The sequence below is a fragment of the Kytococcus schroeteri genome, assembly GCF_002847825.1.
GTDB lineage: Bacteria > Actinomycetota > Actinomycetes > Actinomycetales > Dermatophilaceae > Kytococcus > Kytococcus schroeteri.
This window is the reverse complement of record NZ_PKIZ01000019.1, coordinates 1-24,796: the sequence shown is the minus strand read 5'-3', so window position 1 is coordinate 24,796 and position 24,796 is coordinate 1. Positions and strand designations below refer to the sequence as shown.

Annotated in this window: 21 protein-coding genes and 1 pseudogene; 8 read left to right on the top strand and 14 right to left on the bottom strand. The window is 73.8% G+C overall.

The genetic code is table 11. The features are described 5' to 3' along the window. The first annotated feature begins 38 nt into the window (after positions 1-38). The 3 genes from CYJ76_RS09580 to CYJ76_RS09570 are packed head-to-tail and all read left to right on the top strand — an operon-like array spanning position 39 to position 1,423. On the top strand, positions 39-692 hold the full coding sequence (locus CYJ76_RS09580) for a VOC family protein (RefSeq protein WP_070703456.1): 654 nt from the start codon (positions 39-41) through the stop codon (positions 690-692). A gap of 34 nt (positions 693-726) precedes the next feature. Continuing rightward, entirely contained in the window at positions 727-1,029 is a 303-nt protein-coding gene (locus CYJ76_RS09575; RefSeq protein ID WP_101849976.1) for a hypothetical protein, read from the top strand. Then, positions 1,019-1,423: a hypothetical protein gene (locus CYJ76_RS09570; RefSeq protein WP_101849975.1), complete on the top strand. Its 405-nt coding sequence runs from the start codon at positions 1,019-1,021 to the stop codon at positions 1,421-1,423. The genes CYJ76_RS09575 and CYJ76_RS09570 overlap by 11 nt, the downstream gene beginning before the upstream one ends. A gap of 9 nt (positions 1,424-1,432) precedes the next feature. On the opposite strand, the gene CYJ76_RS09565 is transcribed toward CYJ76_RS09570, so the two are convergent. Beyond that, positions 1,433-3,469, bottom strand: a complete 2,037-nt coding sequence (locus CYJ76_RS09565) for a P-type ATPase (RefSeq protein WP_101849974.1) — start codon at positions 3,467-3,469, stop codon at positions 1,433-1,435. Between the two features lie 111 nt (positions 3,470-3,580). Here CYJ76_RS09565 and CYJ76_RS09560 point away from each other — a divergent pair, with 111 nt between their 5' ends. The 3 genes from CYJ76_RS09560 to CYJ76_RS09550 are packed head-to-tail and all read left to right on the top strand — an operon-like array spanning position 3,581 to position 5,585. Further along, the gene (locus tag CYJ76_RS09560; protein WP_237769820.1) at positions 3,581-4,243 is read left to right on the top strand and encodes a biotin transporter BioY; all 663 of its coding nucleotides are present in this window, start codon (positions 3,581-3,583) and stop codon (positions 4,241-4,243) included. 5 nt (positions 4,244-4,248) lie between these two features. After that, a complete protein-coding gene (locus tag CYJ76_RS09555; RefSeq protein ID WP_202820480.1) occupies positions 4,249-4,938 on the top strand; it encodes an energy-coupling factor ABC transporter ATP-binding protein in 690 nt (229 codons plus the stop codon). After that, a complete protein-coding gene (locus tag CYJ76_RS09550; RefSeq protein WP_101849973.1) occupies positions 4,935-5,585 on the top strand; it encodes an energy-coupling factor transporter transmembrane component T family protein in 651 nt (216 codons plus the stop codon). The genes CYJ76_RS09555 and CYJ76_RS09550 overlap by 4 nt, the downstream gene beginning before the upstream one ends. Before the next feature lie 12 nt (positions 5,586-5,597). On the opposite strand, the gene purB is transcribed toward CYJ76_RS09550, so the two are convergent. The 12 genes and pseudogenes from purB to CYJ76_RS09490 form a co-directional block, all read right to left on the bottom strand. Further along, positions 5,598-7,046, bottom strand: coding sequence for an adenylosuccinate lyase (gene purB / locus CYJ76_RS09545; protein ID WP_101849972.1), 1,449 nt, complete (start codon positions 7,044-7,046; stop codon positions 5,598-5,600). 99 nt (positions 7,047-7,145) lie between these two features. Further along, complete coding sequence (locus tag CYJ76_RS09540) at positions 7,146-8,438, bottom strand: hypothetical protein (protein ID WP_101849971.1); 1,293 nt, start codon at positions 8,436-8,438, stop codon at positions 7,146-7,148. 122 nt (positions 8,439-8,560) lie between these two features. Then, positions 8,561-9,403 (bottom strand): M56 family metallopeptidase, encoded by an 843-nt coding sequence (locus tag CYJ76_RS09535; protein ID WP_144043075.1) that lies wholly within the window; start codon positions 9,401-9,403, stop codon positions 8,561-8,563. 66 nt (positions 9,404-9,469) lie between these two features. Beyond that, positions 9,470-9,865: a BlaI/MecI/CopY family transcriptional regulator gene (locus CYJ76_RS09530; RefSeq protein WP_070705664.1), complete on the bottom strand. Its 396-nt coding sequence runs from the start codon at positions 9,863-9,865 to the stop codon at positions 9,470-9,472. 88 nt (positions 9,866-9,953) lie between these two features. Beyond that, positions 9,954-13,448 carry a thiol reductant ABC exporter subunit CydC gene (gene cydC, locus CYJ76_RS09525; RefSeq protein ID WP_101849969.1) on the bottom strand — a complete coding sequence of 1,165 codons (3,495 nt, stop codon included), beginning with the start codon at positions 13,446-13,448 and terminating at the stop codon, positions 9,954-9,956. A 10-nt stretch (positions 13,449-13,458) separates the two neighbouring features. Continuing rightward, on the bottom strand, positions 13,459-14,568 hold the full coding sequence (gene cydB, locus CYJ76_RS09520; RefSeq protein ID WP_101849968.1) for a cytochrome d ubiquinol oxidase subunit II: 1,110 nt from the start codon (positions 14,566-14,568) through the stop codon (positions 13,459-13,461). A gap of 32 nt (positions 14,569-14,600) precedes the next feature. Continuing rightward, entirely contained in the window at positions 14,601-16,037 is a 1,437-nt protein-coding gene (locus tag CYJ76_RS09515; protein ID WP_070705291.1) for a cytochrome ubiquinol oxidase subunit I, read from the bottom strand. A gap of 203 nt (positions 16,038-16,240) precedes the next feature. Further along, the gene (gene paaK / locus CYJ76_RS09510) at positions 16,241-17,608 is read right to left on the bottom strand and encodes a phenylacetate--CoA ligase PaaK (protein WP_083323579.1); all 1,368 of its coding nucleotides are present in this window, start codon (positions 17,606-17,608) and stop codon (positions 16,241-16,243) included. A gap of 49 nt (positions 17,609-17,657) precedes the next feature. Next, positions 17,658-17,846 (bottom strand): annotated as a pseudogene (locus CYJ76_RS09505) (deferrochelatase/peroxidase EfeB); the annotation flags it as partial. A gap of 14 nt (positions 17,847-17,860) precedes the next feature. Further along, positions 17,861-18,373 (bottom strand): EfeM/EfeO family lipoprotein, encoded by a 513-nt coding sequence (locus CYJ76_RS09500; protein WP_070705293.1) that lies wholly within the window; start codon positions 18,371-18,373, stop codon positions 17,861-17,863. A gap of 129 nt (positions 18,374-18,502) precedes the next feature. Then, positions 18,503-19,048, bottom strand: a complete 546-nt coding sequence (locus CYJ76_RS09495; protein WP_202816718.1) for a hotdog fold thioesterase — start codon at positions 19,046-19,048, stop codon at positions 18,503-18,505. Then, positions 19,045-20,331 carry a 3-hydroxyacyl-CoA dehydrogenase NAD-binding domain-containing protein gene (locus CYJ76_RS09490; RefSeq protein WP_070705294.1) on the bottom strand — a complete coding sequence of 429 codons (1,287 nt, stop codon included), beginning with the start codon at positions 20,329-20,331 and terminating at the stop codon, positions 19,045-19,047. Before CYJ76_RS09490 ends, CYJ76_RS09495 begins: the two co-directional genes overlap by 4 nt. A 135-nt stretch (positions 20,332-20,466) precedes the next feature. On the opposite strand from CYJ76_RS09490, the gene paaN reads away from it, so the two are divergent. Continuing rightward, entirely contained in the window at positions 20,467-22,209 is a 1,743-nt protein-coding gene (paaN, locus tag CYJ76_RS09485; RefSeq protein ID WP_101849967.1) for a phenylacetic acid degradation protein PaaN, read from the top strand. 146 nt (positions 22,210-22,355) lie between these two features. Here paaN and CYJ76_RS09480 read toward each other — a convergent pair whose 3' ends face one another. Then, a complete protein-coding gene (locus tag CYJ76_RS09480; RefSeq protein ID WP_101849966.1) occupies positions 22,356-23,891 on the bottom strand; it encodes an HNH endonuclease signature motif containing protein in 1,536 nt (511 codons plus the stop codon). A 284-nt stretch (positions 23,892-24,175) separates the two neighbouring features. Between CYJ76_RS09480 and CYJ76_RS09475 the strand changes: the two genes are divergently transcribed. After that, positions 24,176-24,742, top strand: a complete 567-nt coding sequence (locus CYJ76_RS09475; protein ID WP_144043074.1) for a DUF6318 family protein — start codon at positions 24,176-24,178, stop codon at positions 24,740-24,742. Positions 24,743-24,796 lie beyond the last annotated feature (54 nt).

The window sequence follows — 24,796 nt, the reverse complement described above, 5'->3', positions numbered from 1 at the left end:
ATGTGGGGTGCGCCACTGCCGCGTGGCACCATGTCGCCATGCGCATCGACCACGTCGCCTTCGCCGCCGGCCCCGAGGGCCTGGACGCCACCGCCGCCCGTCTGGGTGAGGCGCTCGGCATCGAGGTCGTCGACGGCGGGCACCACCCGCGCTTCGGCACCCGCAACATGGTGCTGCCGCTGACCGGTGGCCGCTTCCTCGAGGTGGTCGAGCCGCTGCAGCACCCGGTGACCGACAAGGTGCCCTTCGGCCAGGCCGTGAAGGCCCGCAGCGAGGCCGGCGGTGGCTGGCTCGGCTGGGTGGTGGCCATGGACGACCTCGCCCCGGTGGAGGAGCGCCTCGGTCGCGACTCGGTGATGGGCAACCGCCACCGCCCCGACGGCACGGAGCTCACCTGGCGCCAGATCGGCGTGAAGGGGCTCATCGCCGACCCGCAGCTGCCCTTCTTCCTGCGCTGGGACGAGGGCCAGCTGCACCCCTCCGAGCGCGGCGCCTCCGACGTGCGCCTGGCCCGCCTGCAGCTGGCGGGCGACCCCGACCGGGTGCGCGAGTGGCTGGGTCTCTCCGGTGTGCCGGGCGTGGACCGTGACGACTGGGAGCCGGACGTGGAGTTCGACTTCGTGGCCCCGCACGGCACCCCGGGCCTGATGTCGGTGACCTTCGAGACGGCCAACGGGCCGGTGACCATCTGAGCCGACCCGCACCCGGCACTCGACTGGGCAGACCGTGCAGACCCCCGACGTGGACGGACACGAGACCGTGGTGCCGGGGGCCGTCCCGCCCCGGGGCGGCGGGCGCCGCACCTGGTGGTTGGTCGGCTTGGTGGCTCTGGGGCTGCTGCTCGCCTTCTCCGTCGTCGCGCTCGTCTGCGCGCTGCTCGACCTGGCCGACGGCGGGTGGCGCCCGGTGGGTGACGCGGTGCTGGTGCTGTCGGTGGCGGCGGTCGTCGGGGGCACGGTCCTCTGGGCGGTGGGCGTGATCTCCCGGGCGGAGCCGCCGGCGGAGGACGAGGACGGCGATGGCCTGTGACGCTAGCCCGCTGACCCCTCGCGACGTCCTGCTGGAGTTCCTGCGGACGTTCGTGCGCGAGCGGCACCTGGCCGAGGAGATAGACATCCTCCGCGTCCGCCTCGACGAGCTGGCGGACTGCCTGCAGGTCGTCTACACGCGGCACGGACTGACCGGGGTGTACGGCTACTCGGAGTGTGGTCTGACCAACGTGATCCCCCGAACGGTCACTGACCCAGGGCGGGCGCCCTTGGACGCTGCTGCTGTCGTGCATGGTCGGATGCGTGACCTCGCGTCGGACATCTGCACCGTGCTGCAGGAGGCGCCGGGTTTCGAGGCCCCCGCCACGGGGATCGGGTGGAGTGGACCGGGGCCGCACCGCGAGTGCGTGACCGTGCCCCTGGTGAGGCTCTGAGGCCCCCGCTCAGACGGCGCTGCCGGTACCCAACGAGATGCGGTGGCTGCCGGCCAGCACACCGGCCAGCGGCACCAGCGAGAGCAGCGCCGCGGCGGGGGCCACCACCCACCCGGCCACCACCGGCACCAGCACGATGGCGTGGTAGGCCGCCACCAGCATCACGTTCTGACCCACCACGGCGCCGGTGTGCCGGGTGAGGCTCACCGCATCGGCGATGGCGGCCATCTCCGGGCGCACGGTCTCCACCTGGGCGAGCTCCCGGTTGTGCGCGTCCGACCAGGTGGAGGCGATCACCAGGTCGGCCTGCTCGGCCGCCGGGTCGGGGGTGTCGCGGGTCAGCAGCGCCACCCGGTGGCCCTCGTCGAGCATCTCGGCCACCAGGGCCACGCGGCCGGCGTCGTCGAGCCCGCCGGTCACCTCCGAGGCGTGCACGCCCACCCGGTCGGCCATGCGGCGGGCGACGGCGGCCGGCTCGGAGCACATGAGGTGGGGCACCACGTCGGCGCGCAGCAGGCGCTGCACCTCGTCGGCGGCCCCGGGGCGCAGGCGGTCGCGGAAGCGCAGCATCGCGGTGGGGCGCCCACCCCAGCCCACGTAGGTCACCAGCGCGTCGTCGTCGGGCTCCGGGCGCAGGGTGGGCGGCACGGCCTCGAACGCGTCCTCGGCGCCCACCGTCACCTCCATGTCCTTGATGAGCGCCGAGAGGCGGCCACCGGCCACGCTCTGCCCGCTCACGGCGCGCGGGGTCATGTTCCGGGCACGGGCGGCGCTGGCCAGGGCGCGGGGGATGGGGCCGTCCACGTCCTGCGCCACGGAGACCGCGGCCAGCAGGGCGGCGTCGGGGTCCAGGCCCTTCATGGGCAGCACCTCCACCAGGCGCGGGTGGCCGGTGGCGATGGCCGAGGACGGGTCCACCAGGGCCAGGTCGATGTCGCGGGCCGAGCGCAGCGGGCGGGTGCCCTTCATGCGCAGGCCCAGCAGGGCGCCGCGGAGGCGGCTGGCCCCCAAGGCGCTGGTGACGGCCACGAGGGCGGCGGCGGGGCTGGCGGCCAGCAGCACGGCGGTGGCCACGCGGGCGCCGTCGGCCGCGCCGTGCGGCAGGCCGTGGGCCAGCCCGGCCACCAGGGCCACGGCCAGCACGATCGGCACCGCCCAGCGCGCCACGGAGTCGGTGGTGCGGTGGATGGGCAGCGTGGGCGCCCCGGGCGCCGAGCCGTGCGGGTCGGCGGGTACGGGCAGCACCGGGCCCGGCGTGGGGCGCACGGCATCGAGGGCGGGGCGCAGCACCCGGGCGATGGCGGTGTCGTCGCCCGCGCGCACCACGGTGCCCACCAGGCTGCGGCGCGGCACGGCACCGGCCACCACCACGTCGCCGGGCACCACGGGGTGGGCGTCGGCGCGGGTGGTGAGGCGCTCCAGGGTGACCATGCCCTCGCCGTCGGTCACGCGCAGGTCGGCGGGCACCACCTCGCCGGCGCGCACGAGCACCTCGTCACCGGGGCGCAGGGCCGCGCGGGGCACGCGGACGCGGCGGCGGGCGCCGTCCCGCTCCACGATGCGGGTGGCCACCACCCCCAGCGTGCGACGGGCGGCCAGCAGGCGCAGCACCAGACCGGCGCGGGCCCGGTGCACCAGCCACGGCACGAGGCCCACCAGCGCCGCGGCGGCGGTGGTGGCCACCAGGGGCGTGCCGAGGCCGCCGTCGGCCACCTCGGTGGCGGCGTGGGCGGCCGAGACCACCGCGGCCACGACGGGCAGCCAGAGCACGGAGCGCCAGGAGCGCAGCTCGCGGACCGCGGTGCGGCGCACGGCGAACCAGGCCAGCAGGGCGCAGGCCACGAGCAGGGCCGTGGGGCCACCCGCCACGGAGGACGTCCACGCCGCCACCGTGAGCAGCACCGGGGCCAGCGCCGGGAGGGCCGTACGCACCCGACGGGCGGACACGCCGCGGCCTCCGGGGGTGGGCCCGGGCTCCGGCGCGATGCGGCGGGTCGTCGCGGGGGTCGTCCCGGCCTCGGGAGCGGGTGCGGGGGAGGTGGCCATGATGGGGCAACGGTACTGGGGCGGGGCGACGGCCGGGGTCCCGGGCGCGGGGGCCGGGGACCGCCTGTGCGTGATGGAATGTCGCCCGCACACACGCTGACGGGAGACCCCATGAACACCCAGGCCGACATGCTGCTGCCCGACGAGGCGCTGCACGGGAACGCCCCCCACGACCGTGACGGCCGCGACGACGAGCGCGGCGAGTCCACCGTGCGCACCGGGGCGCAGGTGGCGGTGTTCGCCGCCCTCATCGCGGCGCTGGCGGTGGTGCCGGGGCTGATGCTCTTCGGGGGGCAGGTGCCGGTGACCCTGCAGACCCTCGGCGTGACGCTGACGGCGCTGGCGCTCGGCCCCTGGGCCGGCGCTGCCGCGGTGCTGGTGTATCTGGCGCTCATCGCCATCGGACTGCCCGTGGCCAGCGGGGGTGCGGGCGGCCTGGGGGTGCTCACCGGCCCGACCGGCGGGTACCTCGTGGGCTTCGTGCTGGGCGCCGTGGTGATCGGCCTGCTCTCCCGCGTGGCCCTGCGCCGCGGCGGCCGGATGGTGGGGCTGTGGCTGTTCGTGGCCGGCCTGGCCGGGGTGCCGCTGAACTACGCCGTGGGCGTGCCGTGGCTCAAGCTGGCCACCGGCATGCCGTGGGACAAGGCCTGGCAGCTGGGTGCCGCGGTGTTCGTGCCCGGCGACCTGCTCAAGGCCGCCCTGGCCGCCGTGGTGGTCGCCGCCGTGGCGCGTGCCCTGCCCGGCTCGCTGCCGGCCGACCCGGCGCGCCGCTGACACCCGTGGCCCCCGGCGGCGGCATCCGGTTCGAGGGGGTGACCCTCGACCGTCAGGGCCGTCGGGCGCTGGACGGCGTCTCGCTGGAGCTCACCGAGCACCGCGTCGCCCTCATCGGGGCCAATGGGTCGGGCAAGAGCACCCTGGCACGCTGCGTCATCGGGCTGGAGCGGCCCACCACCGGGCGGGTGGAGGTCAACGGCCTCGACGTGCGCCGCCACGCCCGCCGGGTGCGCCGCGAGGTGGGCTTCCTCTTCAGCGACCCCGACCACCAGGTGGTCATGCCCACGGTGCGCGAGGACCTCGAGTTCTCCGCGCGGCACCGCGGGTGGTCGGCCGCCCAGCGGGCCGAGGCGGTGGACGCCGCGCTCGAGCGCGCCGGGCTGCGGGGCCACGCCGACCACCCCTGTCACCTGCTCTCCGGCGGGCAGAAGCAGCTGCTCGCGCTGTCCGCCGTGCTCATGGCCGGCCCGAGTGTGCTGGTGGCCGACGAGCCCACCACGCTGCTCGACCTGCGCAACCGCCGCCGCATCGGTGCCGAGCTCATGGCCCTGCCGCAGCAGGTGGTCATGGTGACCCACCACCTGGACCTACTGGAGGGCTTCGACCGCGTCGTCGTGCTCGACGAGGGGCGCGTGGTCTGCGATGACCGGCCCGAGGCGGCCATCGCCTTCTACGAGCGGCTCATGGCGTGAGCATCGGCATCGCGGTGCCGGGGGACTCCTGGCTGCACCGCCTGCCCGCGGCGTGGAAGCTCGGCGGGCTGGCCGTGGCCACGGTGGGCATGTACGTCATCGGCACGTGGCCCCTGGCGATGGCGGCGCTCGCCGTGGCCGTGCTGGTACTGGCCAGCGCGCGGCTGCCGTGGAGCGCCCTGCGCGGCCCGATGCGGGCGGTGGTCGTGCTGCTGGTGGTGCTCGGCCTGGTGCAGTGGTGGCTCGTGGACGGCGTGACCGCCCTGCGGGCCGTGGGCCGGGTGGGGGCGGCCGTGCTGCTGGCCTGGGCGGTCTCGCTCACCACGCCCGTGGCCCAGGTGCTCGCCGTGCTGGAGCGCGCCCTGCGGCCGCTGCGCCGGCTGGGGGTCGACACCGACCACTGGGCGCTGGTGCTCTCGCTGGCCGTGCGGTCGGTGCCGCTCATGGTCGATGCGGCGCAGCAGGCCAACGAGGCCCGCATCGCCCGGGGGCGTCCGCTCTCGGTGCGGAGCTTCGCCATCCCGGTGGTGGTGCGGGCCGTGCGGGCCTCGGAGATGCTCGCCGACGCCCTGCTGGCCCGCGGCTACGAGCCGGCCGGCGGCCGGCGGGGCCGGGGGCGTGGCCGTGGCGCACCCCGCCGCGGCTGAGCGGCCCGCCGCTCAGCCCTCGCGCCCGGCGGCCTCGCTCGGCGTCACCAGGCGGTCCACCAGCTGCGAGGCCAGGCCCGTGTACGTGGCCGGCGTGAGCTCCACCAGGCGCTCCTCGTCCTCGGCCGGCAGGCCCAGCCCGCGGATGAACTCCCGCATCGCGTCGCCGTCCACGCGGCGGCCGCGGGTCAGCTCCTTGAGGCGCTCGTACGGCTGCTCCATGCCGGGCACGCCCTGGGCGGCCAGCGCGCGCATCGTGGACTGCACCGGCTCGCCCAGCACCTCCCAGTTGGCGTCGAGGTCCTTGGCCATCTGCTCCGGCACGGCGTCCAGCCCGTCCAGGCCCTTGCGCACATTGTCCAGCGCCAGCATCGAGTGGCCCAGCGCCACCCCGATGTTGCGCTGCATGGAGGAGTCCGTGAGGTCGCGCTGCAGGCGGCTGGTCACCAGCGTGGAGGCCAGCACGTCGAGCAGCGCGTTGCTCACCTCGAGGTTCGCCTCGGCGTTCTCGAAGCGGATGGGGTTCACCTTGTGCGGCATGGTCGAGGACCCGACCGTGCCCTGCCCGCGCACCTGGGCGAAGTACGCCATCGAGATGTAGGTCCACACGTCCGTGCAGAGGTTGTGCAGCACGCGGTTGAAGCGCGCCACGTCGGCGTACACCTCGGCCTGCCAGTCGTGGCTCTCGATCTGCGTGGTCAGCGGGTTCCAGTCCAGCCCCAGGCGCTCCACGAAGGTGCGCGAGAGCTCCACCCAGTCGGCGCCGGGCACGGCCACCACGTGCGCCCCGTAGGTGCCGGTGGCGCCGTTGATCTTGCCCAGGTACTCGGTGCCCTCGATGCGGCGCACCTGCCGGCCCAGGCGGTGGGCGAGCACGGCCAGCTCCTTGCCCATGGTGCTCGGCGTGGCGGTCTGGCCGTGGGTGCGGCTGAGCAGCGGCACGTCGCGCAGGTCGCGCGCCATCGCGGCCAGCTGGTCGACCACGCCCGATGCGGCGGGCAGCCACACCTGCTGGACGGCCCCCTGGATCATGAGCGCGTAGGACAGGTTGTTCACGTCCTCGCTGGTGCAGGCGAAGTGCACCAGCTCGGTCATCCGGGCCACCTGGTCCTCGCCACGGCCGGCCAGCACCTCCGCCAGGTGCTTCTTGAGGTGGTACTCCACGGCCTTGACGTCGTGGACGGTCTCCTTCTCGATCTCCGCCAGCGCCGCGATGTCCTCGCCGTCGAAGTCCGTGATGATGCTGCGCAGGGCCGCGCGCTCCTCGTCGGTGAACGGCTCGATGCCGTCGAACACCCGCGCGTCGGTCAGGTGCAGCACCCACTCCACCTCCACGTGCAGGCGCATGCGGTTGAGGGCGGCCTCCGAGAGGTGGTCCACCAGCGGGGCGGCCTGGCGGCGGTAGCGGCCGTCGAGCGGGCCGAGGGCGAGGGCGGGCTGCAGCGTGGAGAGATCGACCATGGCCGCATTCTCGCAGGGGCGCCGAGTGCCCCGGGACGCCGCCGAGCCCGCACCCCCCTGAGGGGGCACGGGCTCGGCGCGGGTGGGGCGGGGGCTGCCTCAGCGGCGCTCCTGCCAGTCGGAGTACGGGTCCAGCTCGTCGGCGTCCATGCCGGCCGGCAGCTCGCCGCGGCCCAGCCACTCCTGGGTGGAGGTGGCCACCACCGGGGAGGCGTCCTCCGGGTCGGCCGCGACCGGCTCCTCGCCCTCGGCGGCGTCGTCCTCGGTGCCCCAGGTGGACGGGGCCACGTCGGGCAGCTGGTCGTCCTCGGGGAAGTCGGCCTCGGGGGCGTCCACGGTGCCGGGCTCCACGGCCTCGCGCTCGTCGGTGGGCTGCACGTCGTCCCAGTCGTCCTCGTCGGAGACCAGGTCGTCGTCGCCGCCGGCGGTGGTGGGCACGTCCTGACCGGTGGTGTCGGCCGGCAGGGTGTCGTCGTCACCGCCGGGGCCCACGAAGTCGGTGAGCTCCTCGTCCTGCGCGTCCTCGGTGCCGGGCTCGCGGTAGTCCGGGAACTCGATGTCGTCGGCGTCCTCGGCCTCGATGCTGTGCAGCTCGCCCGGGTCGGTGCTGGTGCCGGCCTCGATGTCGCTCGGGTCGTCGTCGGGGTCGGTGTCGGCCAGCGGGGCCGCGGCGTGGTCGTGCTCGCCGGCCACGGTGATCTCGTCGTCCGGGTCGAGATCGGTCAGGGCGCCGTCGGGGTCCTGCACCACGGCGTCGCGCGGGCCGTCGGTGTGCTCGTCCACGGTGGTGCTGCGCACGGTGGTGTCCGTGCCGTCGACGGTGCGCAGCTCGGTCTCGGAGTCGGTCGTGGCGTCGGACTCGTCGCCCTCGTCCTCGAGGGTGTGCACGGCGGCCGGGGCGGCCTCGCGGTCCTTGTCCTCGTCGCGCTCGACGGCCTCGTCGTCACCCAGCGCGTGCGCGCCGTCGGCGGTGTCCGGCAGGTCGGCGATGTCCACCACCTGGGTGTCGTCGTCGGAGTCCTGGTCGAACAGGTCGGTGGGCTCGTGCCCCACCACCTCGTCGGCAGCCGCGCCGGACGCGCCGGACGTGCCGGCCGTGGCGGCGGCCCGGGTGCCCTTGCCGCGCCTGCCGGCCGTGCCCGACGTCGCCGGCTGGGCGGACGCCGTGGTGCGGCGGGCCGCCGGGCGGGCGCCCCCCTCGAGCTCGTCCTCGTCGGCGTCCCGGCCGAAGTCGTCCAGCCTGTCGTGCTCGTCGATCTCCGGGTAGTCCTCGCCCCGGCGCGAGAGGCGGTCCTGGACCGCCCCGCCCTGGGTCATGAACCAGACGATCCCCACCACCAGTGCCAGCAGCACGACGGCGACGATCCACTCCAGTGCTCCCCACTCGCCCATGCGGTTTCCTCCAACGCGTCTCGGGGTCGATCACTCGGTCAGCAACCACGGGCACCCGGGGAGGGGCCGCGATCAATGGCCACAGCCTAGACGTCGGCCCGGGGCCGGGCCCGGCGAGCCGCTCAGGTGGGCAGCAGGGTTCCGGCGGCCACCAGTGCGGGGGCCACCGCCAGTGCCCCGGCCGCCACCGCCACCAGCGCGGCCCGCAGCGGGTGGGTGCGCCCCACCCCGGCGAGGGCGTCGATCCGCGCCACCGCCGAGGCGCTGCCGGTGCTCACGCGGGCCAGCGCCTGCCCCATCGTCACCGCCCCCACCTCCCGGGCGCCGGCGCGGTCGGCGAGCAGCTCCACCAGCAGCTCCACCTCGGCCAGGGCCCGCGGGTGGCGCAACGGGGCGGGCACGGCGGCGTCCATGACGCTGAAGAACTCGCGCACCAGGTCGTGGCGGCGGCGCAGGTGCTCGCGCTCGTGGCAGTACACCCCGTGCAGCTGGAGCTGGCTCAGCCCCTCCACCACCGGGCGCGACATCACGATGCGGGCGCGGCGCCCCGGCAGGCACCAGGCCACGGGGGCGTCGGCGTCGATGACGCGCAGCCGGTCGCGCACGCCGTGGCGGGGGTCGAGCAGGTCCACGGCCTCGCGGTGGCGGCGGCGCAGGGCGCGCAGGTCCGTGCCCACCAGGTGGGCGGCCAGCAGCAGCCGGGCCACGAGCACCGCCGAGAGCAGGGCCGCGCCCACCACCACACCGGGGTGCACGCCGTCGTCGGTGGTGAACAGGCCACCGAACTCGTGGGCGGCCACCAGGGGCAGCAGCACGATGGAGGCCAGGCCGCCGACGGCGCTGCCCTGCCACAGCAGGAGCCCCGCGGCTGGGGTGGCGCGGAGGCCGGTGAGCAGGGGGAGCAGGACGGGGGTGCCCAGGGTGAGCAGCACGGCCAGTGCTGCGAGCACCAGGGTGGGGGACATCGCACGCATGCTACGACGCCGTGCACCCCGGGGTGCACGGCGTCGTAGCGGTCCAGGTTGGGCCGGTCAGTCGGCGGCGGACTCCAGGCGGGCCAGGGCCTCGCGGAGGGCGTCCACGTCCTCGGCGCCCGCGTCGTCCACGAAGGCCAGCACGGCGGCGCGGCGGTCGGTGGGGCGCAGCTCACCGAGGGTCTCGGACATGAGTCGGGCCACGAAGCCCTCGCGGCTGGTGGCGGGGTTGTAGGCGTAGGCGCGGCCCTGCTTGGTGCGGTCGAGGAAGCCCTTGCGGCTCAGGCGGTCCATCACCGTCATCACGGTGGTGTAGGCGATGTCGCGGGCGGCGCCGAGCGTCTCGTGGACGTCGCGCACGGTGAAGCCCGTGGGCTGCGGGGCCTCGTGGTCCCACAGGTGGTCCATGATGGCCTGCTCGAGATCGCCCAGACCCGATGCGGTGTTCGACATGTCAGCTCTCCCCGGTGGTCGACGGGCCGGTTGGCCACGACTGTGCATAGTACGCCCGGCCGTCGTAGGTGTGGCAGGGGGTGGTGCGTCACCCGGCCGCGCGCTCGAGCCGCACGGTGGCGTCGCACCAGTCGCGGCCCTCCTCGCGGTGGCTCACCAGCACCACGGAGCGATCCCGGGTGGCCGCGCCCAGCTCGTCCATCACGGCCGACGCGGTGGGCCCGTCCAGGTGCGCCACCGGCTCGTCGAGCAGCACCACCGGCCGGTCGCCCAGCAGCACCCGTGCCAGGCCGATGCGGGCCTGCTCGCCGCCGCTCACCGCGCGGTGGCCGGCGCCCAGCATCGTGTCCAGGCCGTCGGGCAGGTCGGCGAGGAAGGGGCCCAGCCCGGCGCGCTGCAGGGCGTCGGTGAGCACGGCGTCGTCGGCACCCGGGCGGGCGGCACGCAGGTTCTCGCGCAGCGACGAGGCGAACACGTGGGGCGAGTCGTCCTGGAAGGCCACGGCGGCGCGGGTGGTGGCCAGGGGCAGGTCGAGCACGTCGTGGCCGTCCTGGGTGGAGCGGCCGGCCGAGGGGTCCAGGTGGCGGGCCAGCACGGCCAGGGCGGTGGACTTGCCGGAGCCGCTGGGACCGGTCAGGGCGATGCGGCGGTCGGGCGGCAGGTCCAGGTCGAGGCCACGGAGGGTCTCCTCGGCCTGCGGGGTCCAGCGGGCGGAGAGGCCCTCCAGACGGAGGTGCGGGCGGGCGGAGACGGGCTGCGCGGGGTCGGGTCGGCCCGCGTCGGGCTGCGTTGGGTCGGGCTGCGTCGTCCTCGCCGGCGCGTCCCCCGCCTGCGCCACGGCCGGCTCCTGCGCCAGCAGGGCCTCCACACGGTCGGCGGCCACCCGGGCACGGGCGTGGGCGCTCGCGGCATCGGGCACGCCGGCCAGCACGTCGGCCAGGGCCAGCGGGGTGAGCACGAGCAGCGCGGTGAGCGGCCCGCCGAGCCCGGTGGACGGCGCCCCCCACGCGGCCACGGCCACCACCAGCCCCGCCAGCACCCAGCTGCCGGCGCGCACCAGCCCCTGCGCCAGGGCGCGGCGCCCCACGTGGCGGGCCACGGCGGCCTCGGCCTCGGTGAGGGCGCGCAGCAGGGTGGGGCCGGCGCCCACGGCGCGCACCTCGTCGCAGCGGTCGGCCAGCGTGTGGGCGGCCTCCCAGGTGCGCTCGCGGGCGGCCAGCTCGGCGGCCTGCGTGCCGGCGGTGCGGCGCTCCGCCCACGCGGCGCCGGCCACCACCAGCCCGGTCTGCGCGGCCACGAGCAGCCCCACCACGGGGGAGGGCACGGCCAGCAGGGCAGCGGCGACGAGGCCCGTGGCCAGGGCGCCCACCGTCGGCACCCACCAGCGGACGGTGGCCATCACCACGTCGTCGAGGTCGGCCACCACCCCGGTGAGCACCCGGGCGCGGCCACGCTGGCCCAGGCGGGCGGGGGTGAGCGGCACGAGGCGGCGGTAGGTCTCCGCGCGGCGGCCCACCAGCTGGTCCAGGGCCACGTCGTGGCTGTCCAGGCGCTCGGCGTAGCGCAGCACCGGCCGGGCGATGCCGAAGGTGCGCACCCCCACGATGGCCACCATGAGCAGCAGGACGATCGGCTGCTCCCAGGCCCGCACGATGAGCCAGCCGGACGTGGCCGTCAGGGCGACGCCCGCCATCGAGGACAGGGCCCCCACGAGGGCGGCGCGCCACAGCTGCGGCGTCGGCCGCACGATGCGGGGCCGGCCGGGGGGTGTGGACGGGCCGGCCTGCGCGCCCGGCGTGGCCTGCGCGCCCGCAGATGTCCGGTTCTGGTCCAGAGGTCCGGGCCGGGAGGCGTACCTCTGGACCGCAGACGGATCTCTGCGCGGGGCGGGCTGGGGCGCCGGCGCCTGGGCCACGGGGGCGCCCACGCGCCCGTCGGCCACGCGGACCTGCAGGTCGGCCACCGCGGCCAGGGCGTCGCGGTGCGTCACGGCCACCACCAGCCGGTGGGCGGACTCCTCGCGCAGCACGCGGTGCACCACGGCGGCGGTGTCGGCGTCGAGGTGGGCGGTCGGCTCGTCGAGCAGCAGCACCGGGGCGTCGTCGAGCAGCGCACGGGCCAGCCCCAGCCGGGCGCGCTCGCCGGCGGAGAGCCCCTGCCCGTCGTCACCGAGCGGCGTGGACCACCCCTGCGGCAGCGCCTCCACCACCTCGAGCAGGCCCACCCGATCCAGCACGGCGGCCAGCTCCTCGCACGGCGCCGCGGCAGCAGCCGGCACCAGTCGCAGCGCATCCTCCACGTCGCCGCGGGGCAGGAAGGGCCGCTGCGTCACCAGGTGCGTGCGCGGTGCCTCCACGCGTCCGGTCGCCGGGTCCAGCAGCCCGGCCAGCAGCCACAGCAGCGTCGACTTGCCCGAGCCCGACGGACCGGTGACCGCCACCAGCCCCCGCCCGGGCAGCCCCCACCCGTCCGGCAGCTCGATGGCGGGACCCTGTGCGTGGGCAAACCGCACGCCCGCCGCCCGCACGCCGTCGCGCGCACCCCCGACCGCCGGCGCGCGCCCGGCCGCGTCCCCCTCGAGCAGCGGAAGCACCTCCTCCAGCGTCTGCGCCCCGTCGGCCGCGCTGTGGAAGTCCGCCCCCACGCGCCGCACCGGCCAGTACGCCTCCGGCGCCAGCAGGATGGCGGCCAGTCCCACCATCAGACCCAGCTCGCCGTGCGCCAGCCGCAGCCCCACGAACACGGCCACGATGGCCACCGAGATGGTGGAGAGCAGCTCCATGGCCGCCGTGGTGAGGAAGGCCGTGCGCAGCGTGCGCACCGTGGCCCGCCGGTGGGCCTGCCCCACCTCCTCGATGCTGCGCACCTGCCGCTCCGCCCGGCCCAGGGCCACCAGCGTGGGCAGCCCGCGCATCACGTCCAGGAAGTGCCCGGCCAGGGCGTCCAGGGCGCGCCAGCGGCGGTCTGTCTCGGCGGCCGTGGCCTGCCCGATGAGGGCCGCGAACACCGGCAGCAGCGGCAGCGTCAGCAGCACCACCACGGCGCTGGACAGGTCCACCCACGCCAGCGCCGCCACCACCAGCACCGGCACCGCACCCGCGGCCACGAGCGAGGGCAGGTAGCTGGCCACGTACGGCTCCACCTGCCCCACGCCGGCCGTGAGCCGCGTGGCCGAGCGCCCCGGCCCGCCGTCCAGCCACCGCCGGGCCAGGGCCTCGCGCAGCGCCCCGGTGACCCGCGCCCCCGCCACGGCCGCCCGGCGGTGCACCCACCCGGCCAGCAGGCCGCGTGCCGCCAGCAGCCCGGCCACCGCCAGCGCGGGGACGAGCAGGTCGGTGCCCGCCCCCATCGGCCCCAGGTGGCCCAGCGACGGCGCGGCCACCCCCGGCCCGATGCCGGGCGGCACCGGCTGCCCGGTGGCGCCCCGGTAGGCCGCAGCCACCACCGAGGTGGCCAGCCACGCCACGGCCAGCGCCTGCAGCACGGCCACCACGCCCTGCAGCACCACGGGAAGCGCGACTGCTGCGACCTCCTTCCGTGCGGTGGGGAGGAGGCGCAGCAGTCGCGGGTCGAAGGGCTTCACGGGGTCATTCTCAGGCCCGGTGGGCTCCCTCGAGGGGGCGGGTGGCCTCGGTGCCGTAGGCCTTCGGGTCGGGGATGTTCGCGGTGCTGATGCGCTTGCGGAACACCCAGTAGGTGTAGCCCTGGTAGAGCAGCACCACCGGGGTGAGCACCAGCGCCACGACGGTCATGATGCCGAGCGTGTAGTCCGTGGCCGAGGCGTTCTCGTGCGTGAGCGAGAAGGCCGCGTCCGTGGTGGACGGCATCACGTCGGGGAACAGGGCGGTGAACAGCGCGGCCACCACCAGGGCGATGGCCAGGAAGCTGCACCAGAAGGCGCCCTTCTCCCGGCCGGCCAGGGCCTCGTGCGCCGCGTCGCGCCCCTGCTTCTGGGCCGTGGCCACCAGGGCCAGGGCGGCCACGAAGGCCAGCAGACCGGCCACCAGCAGCACCCAGCTGGCGGTGTTGCCGGTCTGCAGCATCACCAGCACGGTCCAGGCCACGGTGAGCACGGCCGCCACCAGCCCCACCCTGAGGGCGATGCCGCGGGCGTCGTGCCGCACGTCGCCGGTGGTCTTCAGCGCCACGAACAGCGCGCCGTGGGTGAGGAAGACCGTCAGCGTGGCCAGGCCGCCCAGCAGCGCCAGCGGGTTGAGCAGCGTCCACAGGGTGCCGGTGTACTCCATGTCGGCGTCGATCGGCACGCCCACCACGATGTTGGTGAACGCCACGCCCCACAGCAGCGCCGGCACGAACGAGCCGACCACGAGGGCGACGTCCCAGCGCGAGCGCCAGGTGCCGGAGTCCTCCTTGTGGCGGTACTCCAGTGCCATGCCGCGCAGGATGAGGCCCACGAGGATGAGCAGCAGCGGCAGGTAGAACCCGCTGAACAGGGTGGCGTACCAGTGCGGGAAGGCCGCGAAGGTGGCGCCACCGGCGGTCAGCAGCCACACCTCGTTGCCGTCCCAGTGCGGGCCGATGGTGTTGATGACGGTGCGCCGGCGGCGCTCCGCGGTGGCCGGGTCGGCATCGCGCCCCAGCACGGGCACGAGCATGCCCACGCCGTAGTCGAAGCCCTCCAGGACGAAGTAGCCGATCCACAGGACGGCGATGAGGACGAACCAGATGATGGACAGTTCCATGACGATTCCGTGTCTCCCGTAGGTCTCGTGGCTCAGTAGGCGAACACGTGCGGTTCGTCGTCGGCGGTCATGCGCTGCGCCTTCCCGGCGTCCGCGTGCTCGGCGCCGGCGGAGGCGTAGCGGAGCATGAGCTTCACCTCGATGACGGCCAGCGCGCCGTAGAGCAGGGTGAAGACGACCATCGAGGTGAGCACCTCGGCGGCGCCCACGCCGGGGCTCACGCCGTCCTCGGTGTTCATGAGGCCGAACACCACCCACGGCTGGCGGCCCATCTCGGTGAAGATCCAGCCGAAGCTGTTGCCCAGCAGCGGCCCGAACAGGGCGGCCAGGGCGGCCGGGTACCACCAGCGGCTGGTGAGGGAGCGACCGCCACGGGTGCCCCACAGCACGGCGGCCGCGGCGAGCATGCCCAGGGCTCCGGCGCCCATCATGTAGCGGAAGGACCAGTAGGTCACCATGATGTTGGGCCGGTAGTCGCGGACCTCCAGCAGCGGGTCGCCGGAGCCGCCATAGACCTTGGCGTACTCCTCCTGCAGCTGGTTGATGCCCTCGACCTTGCCGTCGACGTCGCCGGTGGCCAGGAAGCTCAGCACGCAGGGCACGGTGATGGCGAACTTCTCGTGCTCGCCGTCGGGGGTGCCGATGGTGAGGATCGAGAAGGAGGCGCAGGAGTCCTCGGTGTCGTAGAGGGCCTCGGCGGCGGCCATCTTCATGGGCTGCACGTCGGTCATGATCTTGCCCTGCACGTCGCCGGTGACGACCACGCCGAGCGAGGCGACGAGCATGATCCAGGCGCCCAGGCGGGCGCCCTTGCGGTACATGCCCTCGTCGGCCGGGAACTTCTTGCGCCACAGGTGCCACACGGCCACGGCGACCACGAGGCCGGCGCCGGTGGCGTAGGCGGCCGTGGCCACGTGGGGGAAGGTCACGAGCTGCACCGGGTTGGTGAGCACGGCCCAGAAGTCCACGAGCTCGGCGCGCCCGGTCTCCGGGTTGTTGCGGTAGCCCACCGGGTTCTGCATGAACGAGTTGGCGGCCAGGATGAAGTAGGCGCTCAGCAGGGTGCCGATGTGCACCAGCCAGATGGCCGCGTTGTGCAGCGCCTCGGGGATGCGTCCCCAGCCGAAGAGCCACAGGCCGAGGAAGGTCGACTCCAGGAAGAAGGCCAGGAGGGCCTCGATGGCCAGTGGGGCGCCGAAGATGTCGCCGACGAAGCGGGAGTAGTCCGACCAGTTCATGCCGAACTGGAACTCCTGCACGATGCCGGTGACCAGGCCGAGCGCGAAGTTGATGGTGAAGAGCTTGCCGAAGAACTTGCTGAGGCGGAGCCAGTCCTCGTGGCGCGTGCGGATCCAGAGGGTCTGCATGAGCGCGACGACGAAGCTCAGGCCGATGGTGATGGGGACGAAGAAGAAGTGGTAGACGGTGGTGATACCGAACTGCCACCGGGCGAGTTCGAGTGCATCCATGTCTGCTCCCGCAGAGGTAGTGGGCCCAAGGGGTCGGCCGGTGCGATCGGGATCTCCGAGCGACCTGTTGACGATCAAATACTACGCCGCTTCGTAGTTGCGCCGTAGCACAGGCCCACCTCACCACATCGCAGCGGGGTGGGTGCACCCTCTGCACCCACCCCCCTCGGCACCCTGGCCCCTCGGGTCCCGCGCGCCCCGTCTCAGCCGTTGCGCTGGTCCACGATGCGCCGCGCCTTGCCCACCGACCGCTCGATGGTGCCCACGCCGCCCACCACCACGCGGGCCGTGGTGCCGATGCGGTTCTTCACCTCGTGCTGCACCACGCCCGCCAGGTGGTCGTACAGGTGCTCCGCCACGTCGGGCTGCGCCTCGATGGTGACCGTCAGCTCGTCCATGCGCCCCGGACGGGTGAGGATGCACTGGAAGTGCGGCGTCAGCCCCTCGATGCCGAGCACGATCTCCTCGATCTGCGTGGGGTACACGTTCACGCCGCGCACGATCATCAGGTCGTCGGTGCGGCCGGTGACCTTCTCCATGCGGCGCATGCCCGGGCGGGCCGTGCCCGGCAGCAGCTTGGTGAGGTCGCGCGTGCGGTAGCGCAGCACCGGCATCGCCTGCTTGGAGAGCGAGGTGAACACCAGCTCACCCACCTGCCCCTCGGCCACCGGCTCGCCGGTGAGGGGGTTGACCACCTCGGGGTAGAAGTGGTCCTCCCAGATGTGCAGGCCGTCCTTGGTCTCCACGCACTCCTGGGCCACGCCCGGCCCCATCACCTCGGAGAGGCCGAAGATGTCCGTGGCGTGCATGCCGGCGCGCTCCTGGATCTCCTGGCGCATCGCCTCGGTCCACGGCTCGGCGCCGAAGACGCCGATCTCCAGAGAGGTCTCGCGCGGGTCGATGCGCATGAGCTCCATCTGGTCGAGCATGGCCAGGAAGTAGCTGGGCGTCACCGTGATGGCGCGGGGCCTGAAGTCCTGGATGAGCTGGATCTGCTTCTCGGTCTGCCCGCCGGACATGGGCACCACGGTGCACCCGAGCTTCTCCGCGCCGTAGTGGGCGCCCAGGCCGCCGGTGAACAGGCCGTAGCCGTAGCTGTTCTGCAGCATGTCACCGGGGCGCACGCCGGCGGCGCGCAGCGAGCGGGCCACCACCTGGCCCCAGGTGTCCAGGTCCTCGCGGGTGTAGCCCACCACGGTGGGGCGGCCGGTGGTGCCCGACGAGGCGTGCACGCGCACCACCTGCTCGCGGGGCACGGCGAACATGCCGAAGGGGTAGTTCTCGCGCAGGTCGGCCTTGGCCGTGAACGGCAGCCTGGCGAGGTCCGAGAGCTCGCGGAGGTCGTCCGGGGTGGCGCCGACGGAGTCCAGGGCCCGGCGGTAGTGCGGCACGTTCTCGTAGGCGTGCCGCACCGACCACTGCAGGCGCTCCAGCTGGTGGGCGCGCATCCGGTCCACCGACCAGGTCTCGGCCTCGTCGTAGAGGTCGGGCCGCTCGTCGACCCGGGGGAGGCCGGTGGGCTGGGCGGCGGTCGAGGAGGGCGAGGGCGGATTCGGGGGCGTGGTGCTCATCGCCTCAGTGTGCCCCCGGTCACATGCGCGGGCCGATGGGGGTGCGCTCGTCGCGCCCGGTGGCGGCGAAGTCCGGCTCGGTGAACTCCTCGCCGCCCGACATCGGCGCCCCGGCCTCGCGCGTGCGGCCCACGATGGTCTCCTGCTCGCGCAGCGGGGCACGGTCCCAGGTCTCGATGACCATCGCGATGCTGCGCGCCACTAGGCAGGAGCCGCCGGCCATCCACGCGGCGCGCGGGTCGTCCTCGGGCGTCACTTGAGCACCGCCGGCGTCATCTGCGAGAGGGGCTCGCTCAGGGCGTTCACGGCATCGGACAACTTCTTGACGTCGGCCTCGGAGAGGTCGGTGTACGAGGCGAAGCCGTCCTTGCCCTGGCGGTGCTCGTCGAGCAGGGCCTGCAGGGCGTCGAAGCGCTTGGCGATGGTGCCCGAGAGCTCCGGGTCCTTCTTCTCCAGCAGCGGCTTGAGGTTCTCGTAGGCCACCTTCGCGCCGTCCACGTTGGCCTGGAAGTCGTACAGGTCGGTGTGGCTCCAGATCTCCTCCTCGCCGGTCACCTTGCCGGTGGCCACCTCGTCGAGCAGGCCCTTGGCGCCGTTGGAGATCTGGTCGGCGGTGAAGTCCATCGTCCGGGTGCGGTCGTGGAGGGTCTCGGTGTCCTTGACCAGCTTGTCGGCGATCTTCGCGCGCTCGGCGTCGGTGAGGGGCTCGTACTTCGTGCCGCCGTTGGCCTTGGCATCCGGGGCCCACAGGTCCTTCTCGGCCACGTGCCAGCCGGTCCAGGCGGTGCCCTCCTCGACGTCGGCCTCGCGGGCGTCCGTCTTCCCGTGGTCTCCGCACCGCCCGCGGGCGTCCGTCGGCCCGGCCGGTGTTCCTCGCCGACCGGGCCGTTCATCTCACCGCCCCGGCAGTGCCCGGCTCCGTCCGGTGAACACCGCCACGACCGGCCACTCCTCGAGGTCCGTGGGCACGCCACCGGTGCCGTCCTCACTCTCCGCCCCTGCCCCTTCGCCCCCACCGGCCTGCGTCAGCGGGTGTCCCTCGGGAGCCTTGCGGACCACGACGTCGGTCATGCCGCTGCGACCCCATGTGAACCGCTCGGTCCCCACGCCCACGAGCACGTCCCCGAGCCGCGTGGGCGCCAGGAAGTCGATGTCGCAGTGGGCCGCCACCGTGGTGGTCCCGCTGCTGTTGCAGGTCAGCGCGAAGATGCTGTCGCAGAACACGAACACCATGCCTCCGTGCGTCGTGCCGTGGCCGTTCACCATCGACTCGGTGATCGTCATCCGGGCCACACTGCGGCCCAGGCCGTCCACGCGGTCGACCTCGAGCACGTCGATGCCCATGTGCCGCGACGCCCCGTCGGTCTCCCACATGCGGCGCACGTGGGCGAGGTCGGTGCCGTCGGTGGCGGTGTCGCGCAGTCCGTCGTGCCAGGTCATGCGTCGTCTCCCCTCGCGTTCTGCTTCTGCGTGTGCGCCTCGCCGTCCTCGACCGCGCCCTCGACGAGCGCCACGAGGGCCTCGCTCGGCCGGTAGCGCCCACCCGGGTACGCGGCGTCCATGACGCGCAGGTTCTCCAGCACGGTGGCTGCACCCAGCTCGTCGAGCCACTCGAACGGCCCCTTGGGGTAGTTCGTGCCCAGCCTCATGGCGGTGTCCACGTCCTCGCGGGTGGCCTCACCACGGTGGACCAGGTCGACGGCCTCGTTCACCAGCATCGAGAGCGTGCGGGCCACGACGTTCGACTCCACCGGTCCGGTGGCCAGCGCGCGGGCCGCGAACTCGTCGCCCTCGGCGTCCTGGGGTGCGCCGTCCTCGCCGTAGGCGTAGACGCCGCGGCCGGACTTGCGGCCGAGCGTGCCGGCGTCCACGAGGTCCTTCTGGTAGGCGGTCGGCTCGTAACGCGGGTCGCGGTCGGTCTGCTCCCAGACGCTCTCTCCGACCGCGTAGTTCACGTCCTGCCCGATGAGGTCGGTCAGTCGGAAGGGCCCCATCGCGAACCCGGCGTACCGCGTGAGGGCCAGGTCCAGGTCGGCCGGGCTGGCCGAGCCGCGCTGCGCCATCCGCTGGGCCTCGCCGTAGAACGGCCGGGCCACCCGGTTGACGATGAACCCGGGTGTGGACGTGCACCGCACGGGCGTCTTGCCCCACGACCGCACCAGCGCGGTGGCGCGGTCCAGTGCCTGGGGGGAGGAGTTCCCGCCGCGCACCACCTCCACGAGCTTCATGAGCGGCGGCGGGTTGAAGAAGTGCAGGCCGATCACGCGGCCCGGCTCGTCCACACCCTCGGCGATGGCGGCGATGTCCAGGCTGGAGGTGTTGCTCGCCAGCAGGGTCTCGGCGGGCTGGTGGGAACCGAGCGTGCGGAAGATGTCCTGCTTCACGTCGAGGCGCTCCACGGCGGCCTCGATCACCAGGCCCATCGGTGGCAGGGCGGTCAGATCCCCGTCCGCGGCGGGGCCCACCACGAAGTGGCCGATGGCCTCCTCAGCAGCGTCCGCGGTGATCTTGCCCTTGCCTGCGAGCTTGCGGAGGGTGGACGTCAACCGCTCCACGGCCTCGGCGGCGGCGCCGGGGCGCACGTCCACCAAGTGCACGTCGTGTCCGGCCTGGGCGGCCACTTGGGCGATGCCGGCCCCCATCGACCCGGCGCCGACGACGGCGACGGGCGGCAGCGCGTCGGGGGTGCTGGGCGTGCCGGAGGGCTGGGGGGTCTGGGTCATGTCCGCCTCGTGGTCGTGGTCGTGGGTGTGGTCGTGGACGTCCTGCTCGTGGTCTGCGTGGCGGCCGGGGTGGTGTCTGTCGTGCAGCGGCTGACACCGGTCACCGGACGTGTGCCACGTCACTACGCTACGGGTATGACTGAGACGACCGTGCAGCCCTCCTCCACCACCCCGCCCCAGGTCCCGGCCGCGGCGCAGGCGCTCGTGGAGAAGCACCGCGAGGCCCTGTCCGAGGCCACGGCCGCCCTGGAGGCCCGTTCCTTCCACAGCCGTTACCCCGAGTCGCCCTCCCCGAAGGTCCACGGCGAGGACGCCGCCCCCACGGGCCTCAAGGCCCACCAGGAGACGCTCGGCACGACGTTCGAGTCGCTGTCGTCGCAGCCGACCACCGGTGCGTGGGTGGGTGCGGAGAGGTCCCCGTACGGCCCGGAGCTGGGCGTCACCTACCCGCAGCTCGACGTGGCCGCCGCCATGCAGGCCGCCACGGCTGCGCAGAAGGCCTGGCGCGATGCCGGCGCCGAGGCCCGCGCCGCTGTCTGTGTCGAGGTGATCGACCGCATCGCCGCCCGCCCGTTCGAGATGGCCCACGCGGTCATGCACACCTCGGGCCAGCCGTTCGTCATGGCCTTCCAGGCCGGAGGCCCGCACGCACTGGACCGCGCCCTGGAGGCCGTGACGGTCGCCCTGGCCGAGCAGCGCAAGGTGCCCGAGTCGGTGGTCTGGGAGAAGCCTGCCAAGGGCGAGCCGATCCGCATGCAGAAGGACTACCGCGTCATCGGTCGCGGGGTGGGCCTGGTCATCGGCTGCAACACCTTCCCCACCTGGAACGCCTACCCGGGCATCTTCGCCTCGCTGGCCACCGGCAACGCCGTGGTCGTGAAGCCGCACCCGATGGCGATCCTGCCGCTGGCCATCACCGTGGAGGTGGCCCGTGAGGTGCTGGCCGAGGCCGGCTTCGACCCGGCCCTGGTGCAGCTCGCCCCGGAGGAGCAGGGCGGCACCCTCGCCAAGGACCTGGCCCTGGACCCGGCCGTCAGGATCATCGACTACACCGGCGGCCCGGGCTTCGGTCACTGGCTCGAGACCGAGGCCGCGTCGGCGGGCAAGCTCGTCTACACCGAGAAGGCCGGCATCAACACGGTCGTCGTGGACTCGTTCTCCGACCTGCGCGCAGCCACCGGCAACCTGGCCTTCTCGTTCTCGCTGTACTCCGGCCAGATGTGCACCGCGCCGCAGAACGTGTACGCCAAGGCCACCGGCATCGCGACCCCGGACGGCGAGCTGACCGCCGAGGAGTTCGCCACCTCCCTGGGCAAGGCCATCACGGCCTTCAACAAGGAGGACGCCAAGGCCGTCGAGATCCTCGGCGCCACGGTCAACGACGACGTCCGTGCCCGCGCCAACGACTTCGCCGGCCTGGCCGATCGCCTCGGCGGCGAGGTCGTCCTGGCCCCGCGAGAGGTCGAGCACCCCACCTTCCCCGACGCGGTCGTGCGCACGCCGGGCATCATCCTGCTCGACGCCGACAAGCAGGACGCCTACACGCAGGAGTGCTTCGGGCCGGTGGTCTTCGTCATCCGCACCGAGTCCACCGAGCAGTCCCTGCAGATCGCGCGCGACACCATCCAGGAGCACGGCGCCATGACCATGGCCGTGTACTCCACGGACGAGGGCGTTCTGGCCGACTCCCGCGAGGCCGCTGCGGATGCCGGCGTGGCCCTGAGCGAGAACCTCATGGGCCAGATCTTCGTGAACCAGACGGCCGCGTTCAGCGACTTCCACGGCACGGGGGCCAACCCGGCCGCGAACGCCGCCTACGCGGACGCCGCGTTCGTGAGCAACCGTTTCCGTGTGGTGACCACGCGCCGCCACGTCTGACGCGGCACCCGCGTGCGCCGGGCGGTGATCCCGCCCCATGGCGTCCCGGAGATCCTCGCGTCCGCCTCGGCCCGTCCCCGGCACCTGCCGGTGGCGGGCCGTGGTGGTGCTCGGCGCCTGGGCGCACCGCTCCCTCAGCCGTCGGCTCACCATGTCGACCCCTCCGTCCGCCACGCGAAGCGCACCGTGGCCACGCCGTGCTCGTCCCGTTCGATCGTGTGGGTCCGTCGTCTGTCGTCCAGCAGCCGGTGATGTCTGCCGCACAGCGGGATCCCGTTGGCGAGGTCCGTCGGTCCGCCACCCGGATGGAGCACCTGCCCGCTCGGTCCCCGGACGGGTGCCCACGGGTCGGCGTGATGGATCTCCGTCCAGGCGAAGGGCCGGTCACAGTCCTCCTCCGCGCAGTGGGAGTACTTCAACGCCAACGCCGAACGCTGCACCTCGCTGAAGAACCGCCGCTGCTGGCCGAGGTCGGTCAGCTGCCCGGCTCCTCCCATCACTGCCGGCACGATCCCGGCCTGGCTGGCCAGCCGTCGCACCTGCTCGGCGGAGACGACCGCGCCGGACTCGGTGACGCCGGCCCGGTCGGTTTCGCCGCGCAGGGTCTCGAGGTCTGTGCGCACCAGCAGGATGGCGTTGGTCTTGGTGCCCAGATGGTCGGTGGGCAGGTGGTCGACGAGCTCGGCCAGGGCGCGCCCCTGCTCGTTGCGTCGTTCCAGCTCCCGGTGGCGCGACCCGCCGTCCCCGGTGCTCCCGCTGGCTGCACTGGTCGCAGCACCGCCGGTAGCGCTCTGGGGGCGGTTGCGTCGACGCGGCGAGGCCAGGCACTCCAGGGCCTTCTTGAGCATGTGGGCCTGCAGCTCAGGCAGCACGAACTGGCCGAACCACGTGCCGTCCTGGTTGTCCTTCATCCAGAACGACGCGGCGTCCAGCGCGGCTGTCTCCTCCGCGAGGACCTGTGTGTTCTCGTGCTCGTCCACCCGACGCACGTCGATCCCCAGCACCTCCGGTGCCCGGCGGGCCTCAACCCGCAACCTACTGGGGGACCGGCGCTGGGCCAGGGCCACGAGGTGCGCCTCCAGACGAGCCACGTCAGCTTCGGGCGTTCCTTCGGGGAGCCCGTCGAGTGCGTCCACCACGATCACGGCGTGACGGTGGCTGAGCAGTCCCTGGTCGAAGGCGTCCGCGAGCAGTGGGTAGCGCGCAGCGGGTGCAGCATCCGTTGGCCCGGGCACCGCGGCGGAGCGGTCCGGGGTCGCGCCCGCCCCGTGGACACCAGGGCTCTGGACCGGCACGAGGCCGGCACCCGGGTGGGGCAGCGGGCCACCCGGCATCGCGTTGCCGAGGGCGTGCGCGAGCTTGCGGTCGCGACTCGCGTCGCGCGCGTCCCTCTGGGCCGCGCGCCCGGCGAACTGGCCGTCGTCGGTGTGCACCGACCGTCCGGACTCTCGCGCTCCGCGCACCACGTCCATGCTGCGCGTGCGGATGCGGTCGCCGCGGTTCGCCAGCACGGTGCTCTGCTCCACCACCCAGGCGAGCTGCGCGCGTTCGAGATCCACCCCGGTGGTGCCCAGTTCTGCCAGGGCCCGCATCACGGCCTCGTCCGCGGTGCGGGCTGCCTCGAAGGCGGCTTCGAGCGCTTCGAGGGGCGCGGGCCCTGCGAGTTCGATCGGTGTGGCCATGTCCCCTCCCTTCGTGTCTGGTCCACCTCGACGACAGTCATCATCGTACAGATGATCCAATCAAGGTGCAACAGTGAGCGAACATGTGGACGAGTGGCTGGTGGTGGGAGCGGAAGGGGTGCACCTGTGGACACGTGGCGCGCGTGGGCCGTCGACGTGTCTTGGGGGAATCGTTATCGGGATCCTGTGGAAAACCCTGCCGGTGGGGTGGCGTGCTGTGCCAAGGTGCCGGTGTTGCCCTTCGTCGCACCGGGAGACCCCTCATGCCCGCTGGTTCGTTGCCCGTGAAGACCGCCGTGCTCGCCCTGTGCGGGGCCTTGTTCCTGGGGGCGTGCTCCTCCGATGCGGAGGGGGGTGGCTCATCGTCGACCACGCCTGATGCGGTGGAGACCTCCGCGCCGGTGTCGTCGCCGAGCGGCACGACCGCACTTGGCTCGCCCGGCTCGAGCGAGCCGAGTGGGGGTGGCTCGGGTGATGCGTCGCCGTCCGGCGGGTCGGGTGCGCCGACGTCGCCGCAGCCCAGCACGCCCGACGGTGAGACTCCGGCTCCGCCGGTGATGCCGGCCGCGGCGAAGGAGAACACCGCCGAGGGCGCCGAGGCCTTCGCCCGCTGGTACGTCGAGTCGATCAACCACCTGTTCCGATACCCGCAGGCGGGGGTGATTGACGAGTTCTCGGCGCCCTCCTGTGAACAGTGTCAGCGGATTGCGGAGACGGTGGAGGAGTTCGAGAGCAAGGGGCAGCGTGCCGATCGACTTCCCTTGGCCATGAAGGATGAGGCCAGGGTCACGCCCTCCGGGCGGGGAAAGTTCTTGGTGGGGGTTCAGGGCTCTTCCGATCTGAGGGTGTAGCAGTGGTGGTGTGACCGGGTCGAGGTAGGGGTCGAGGTCCCCTGATGATGGGGG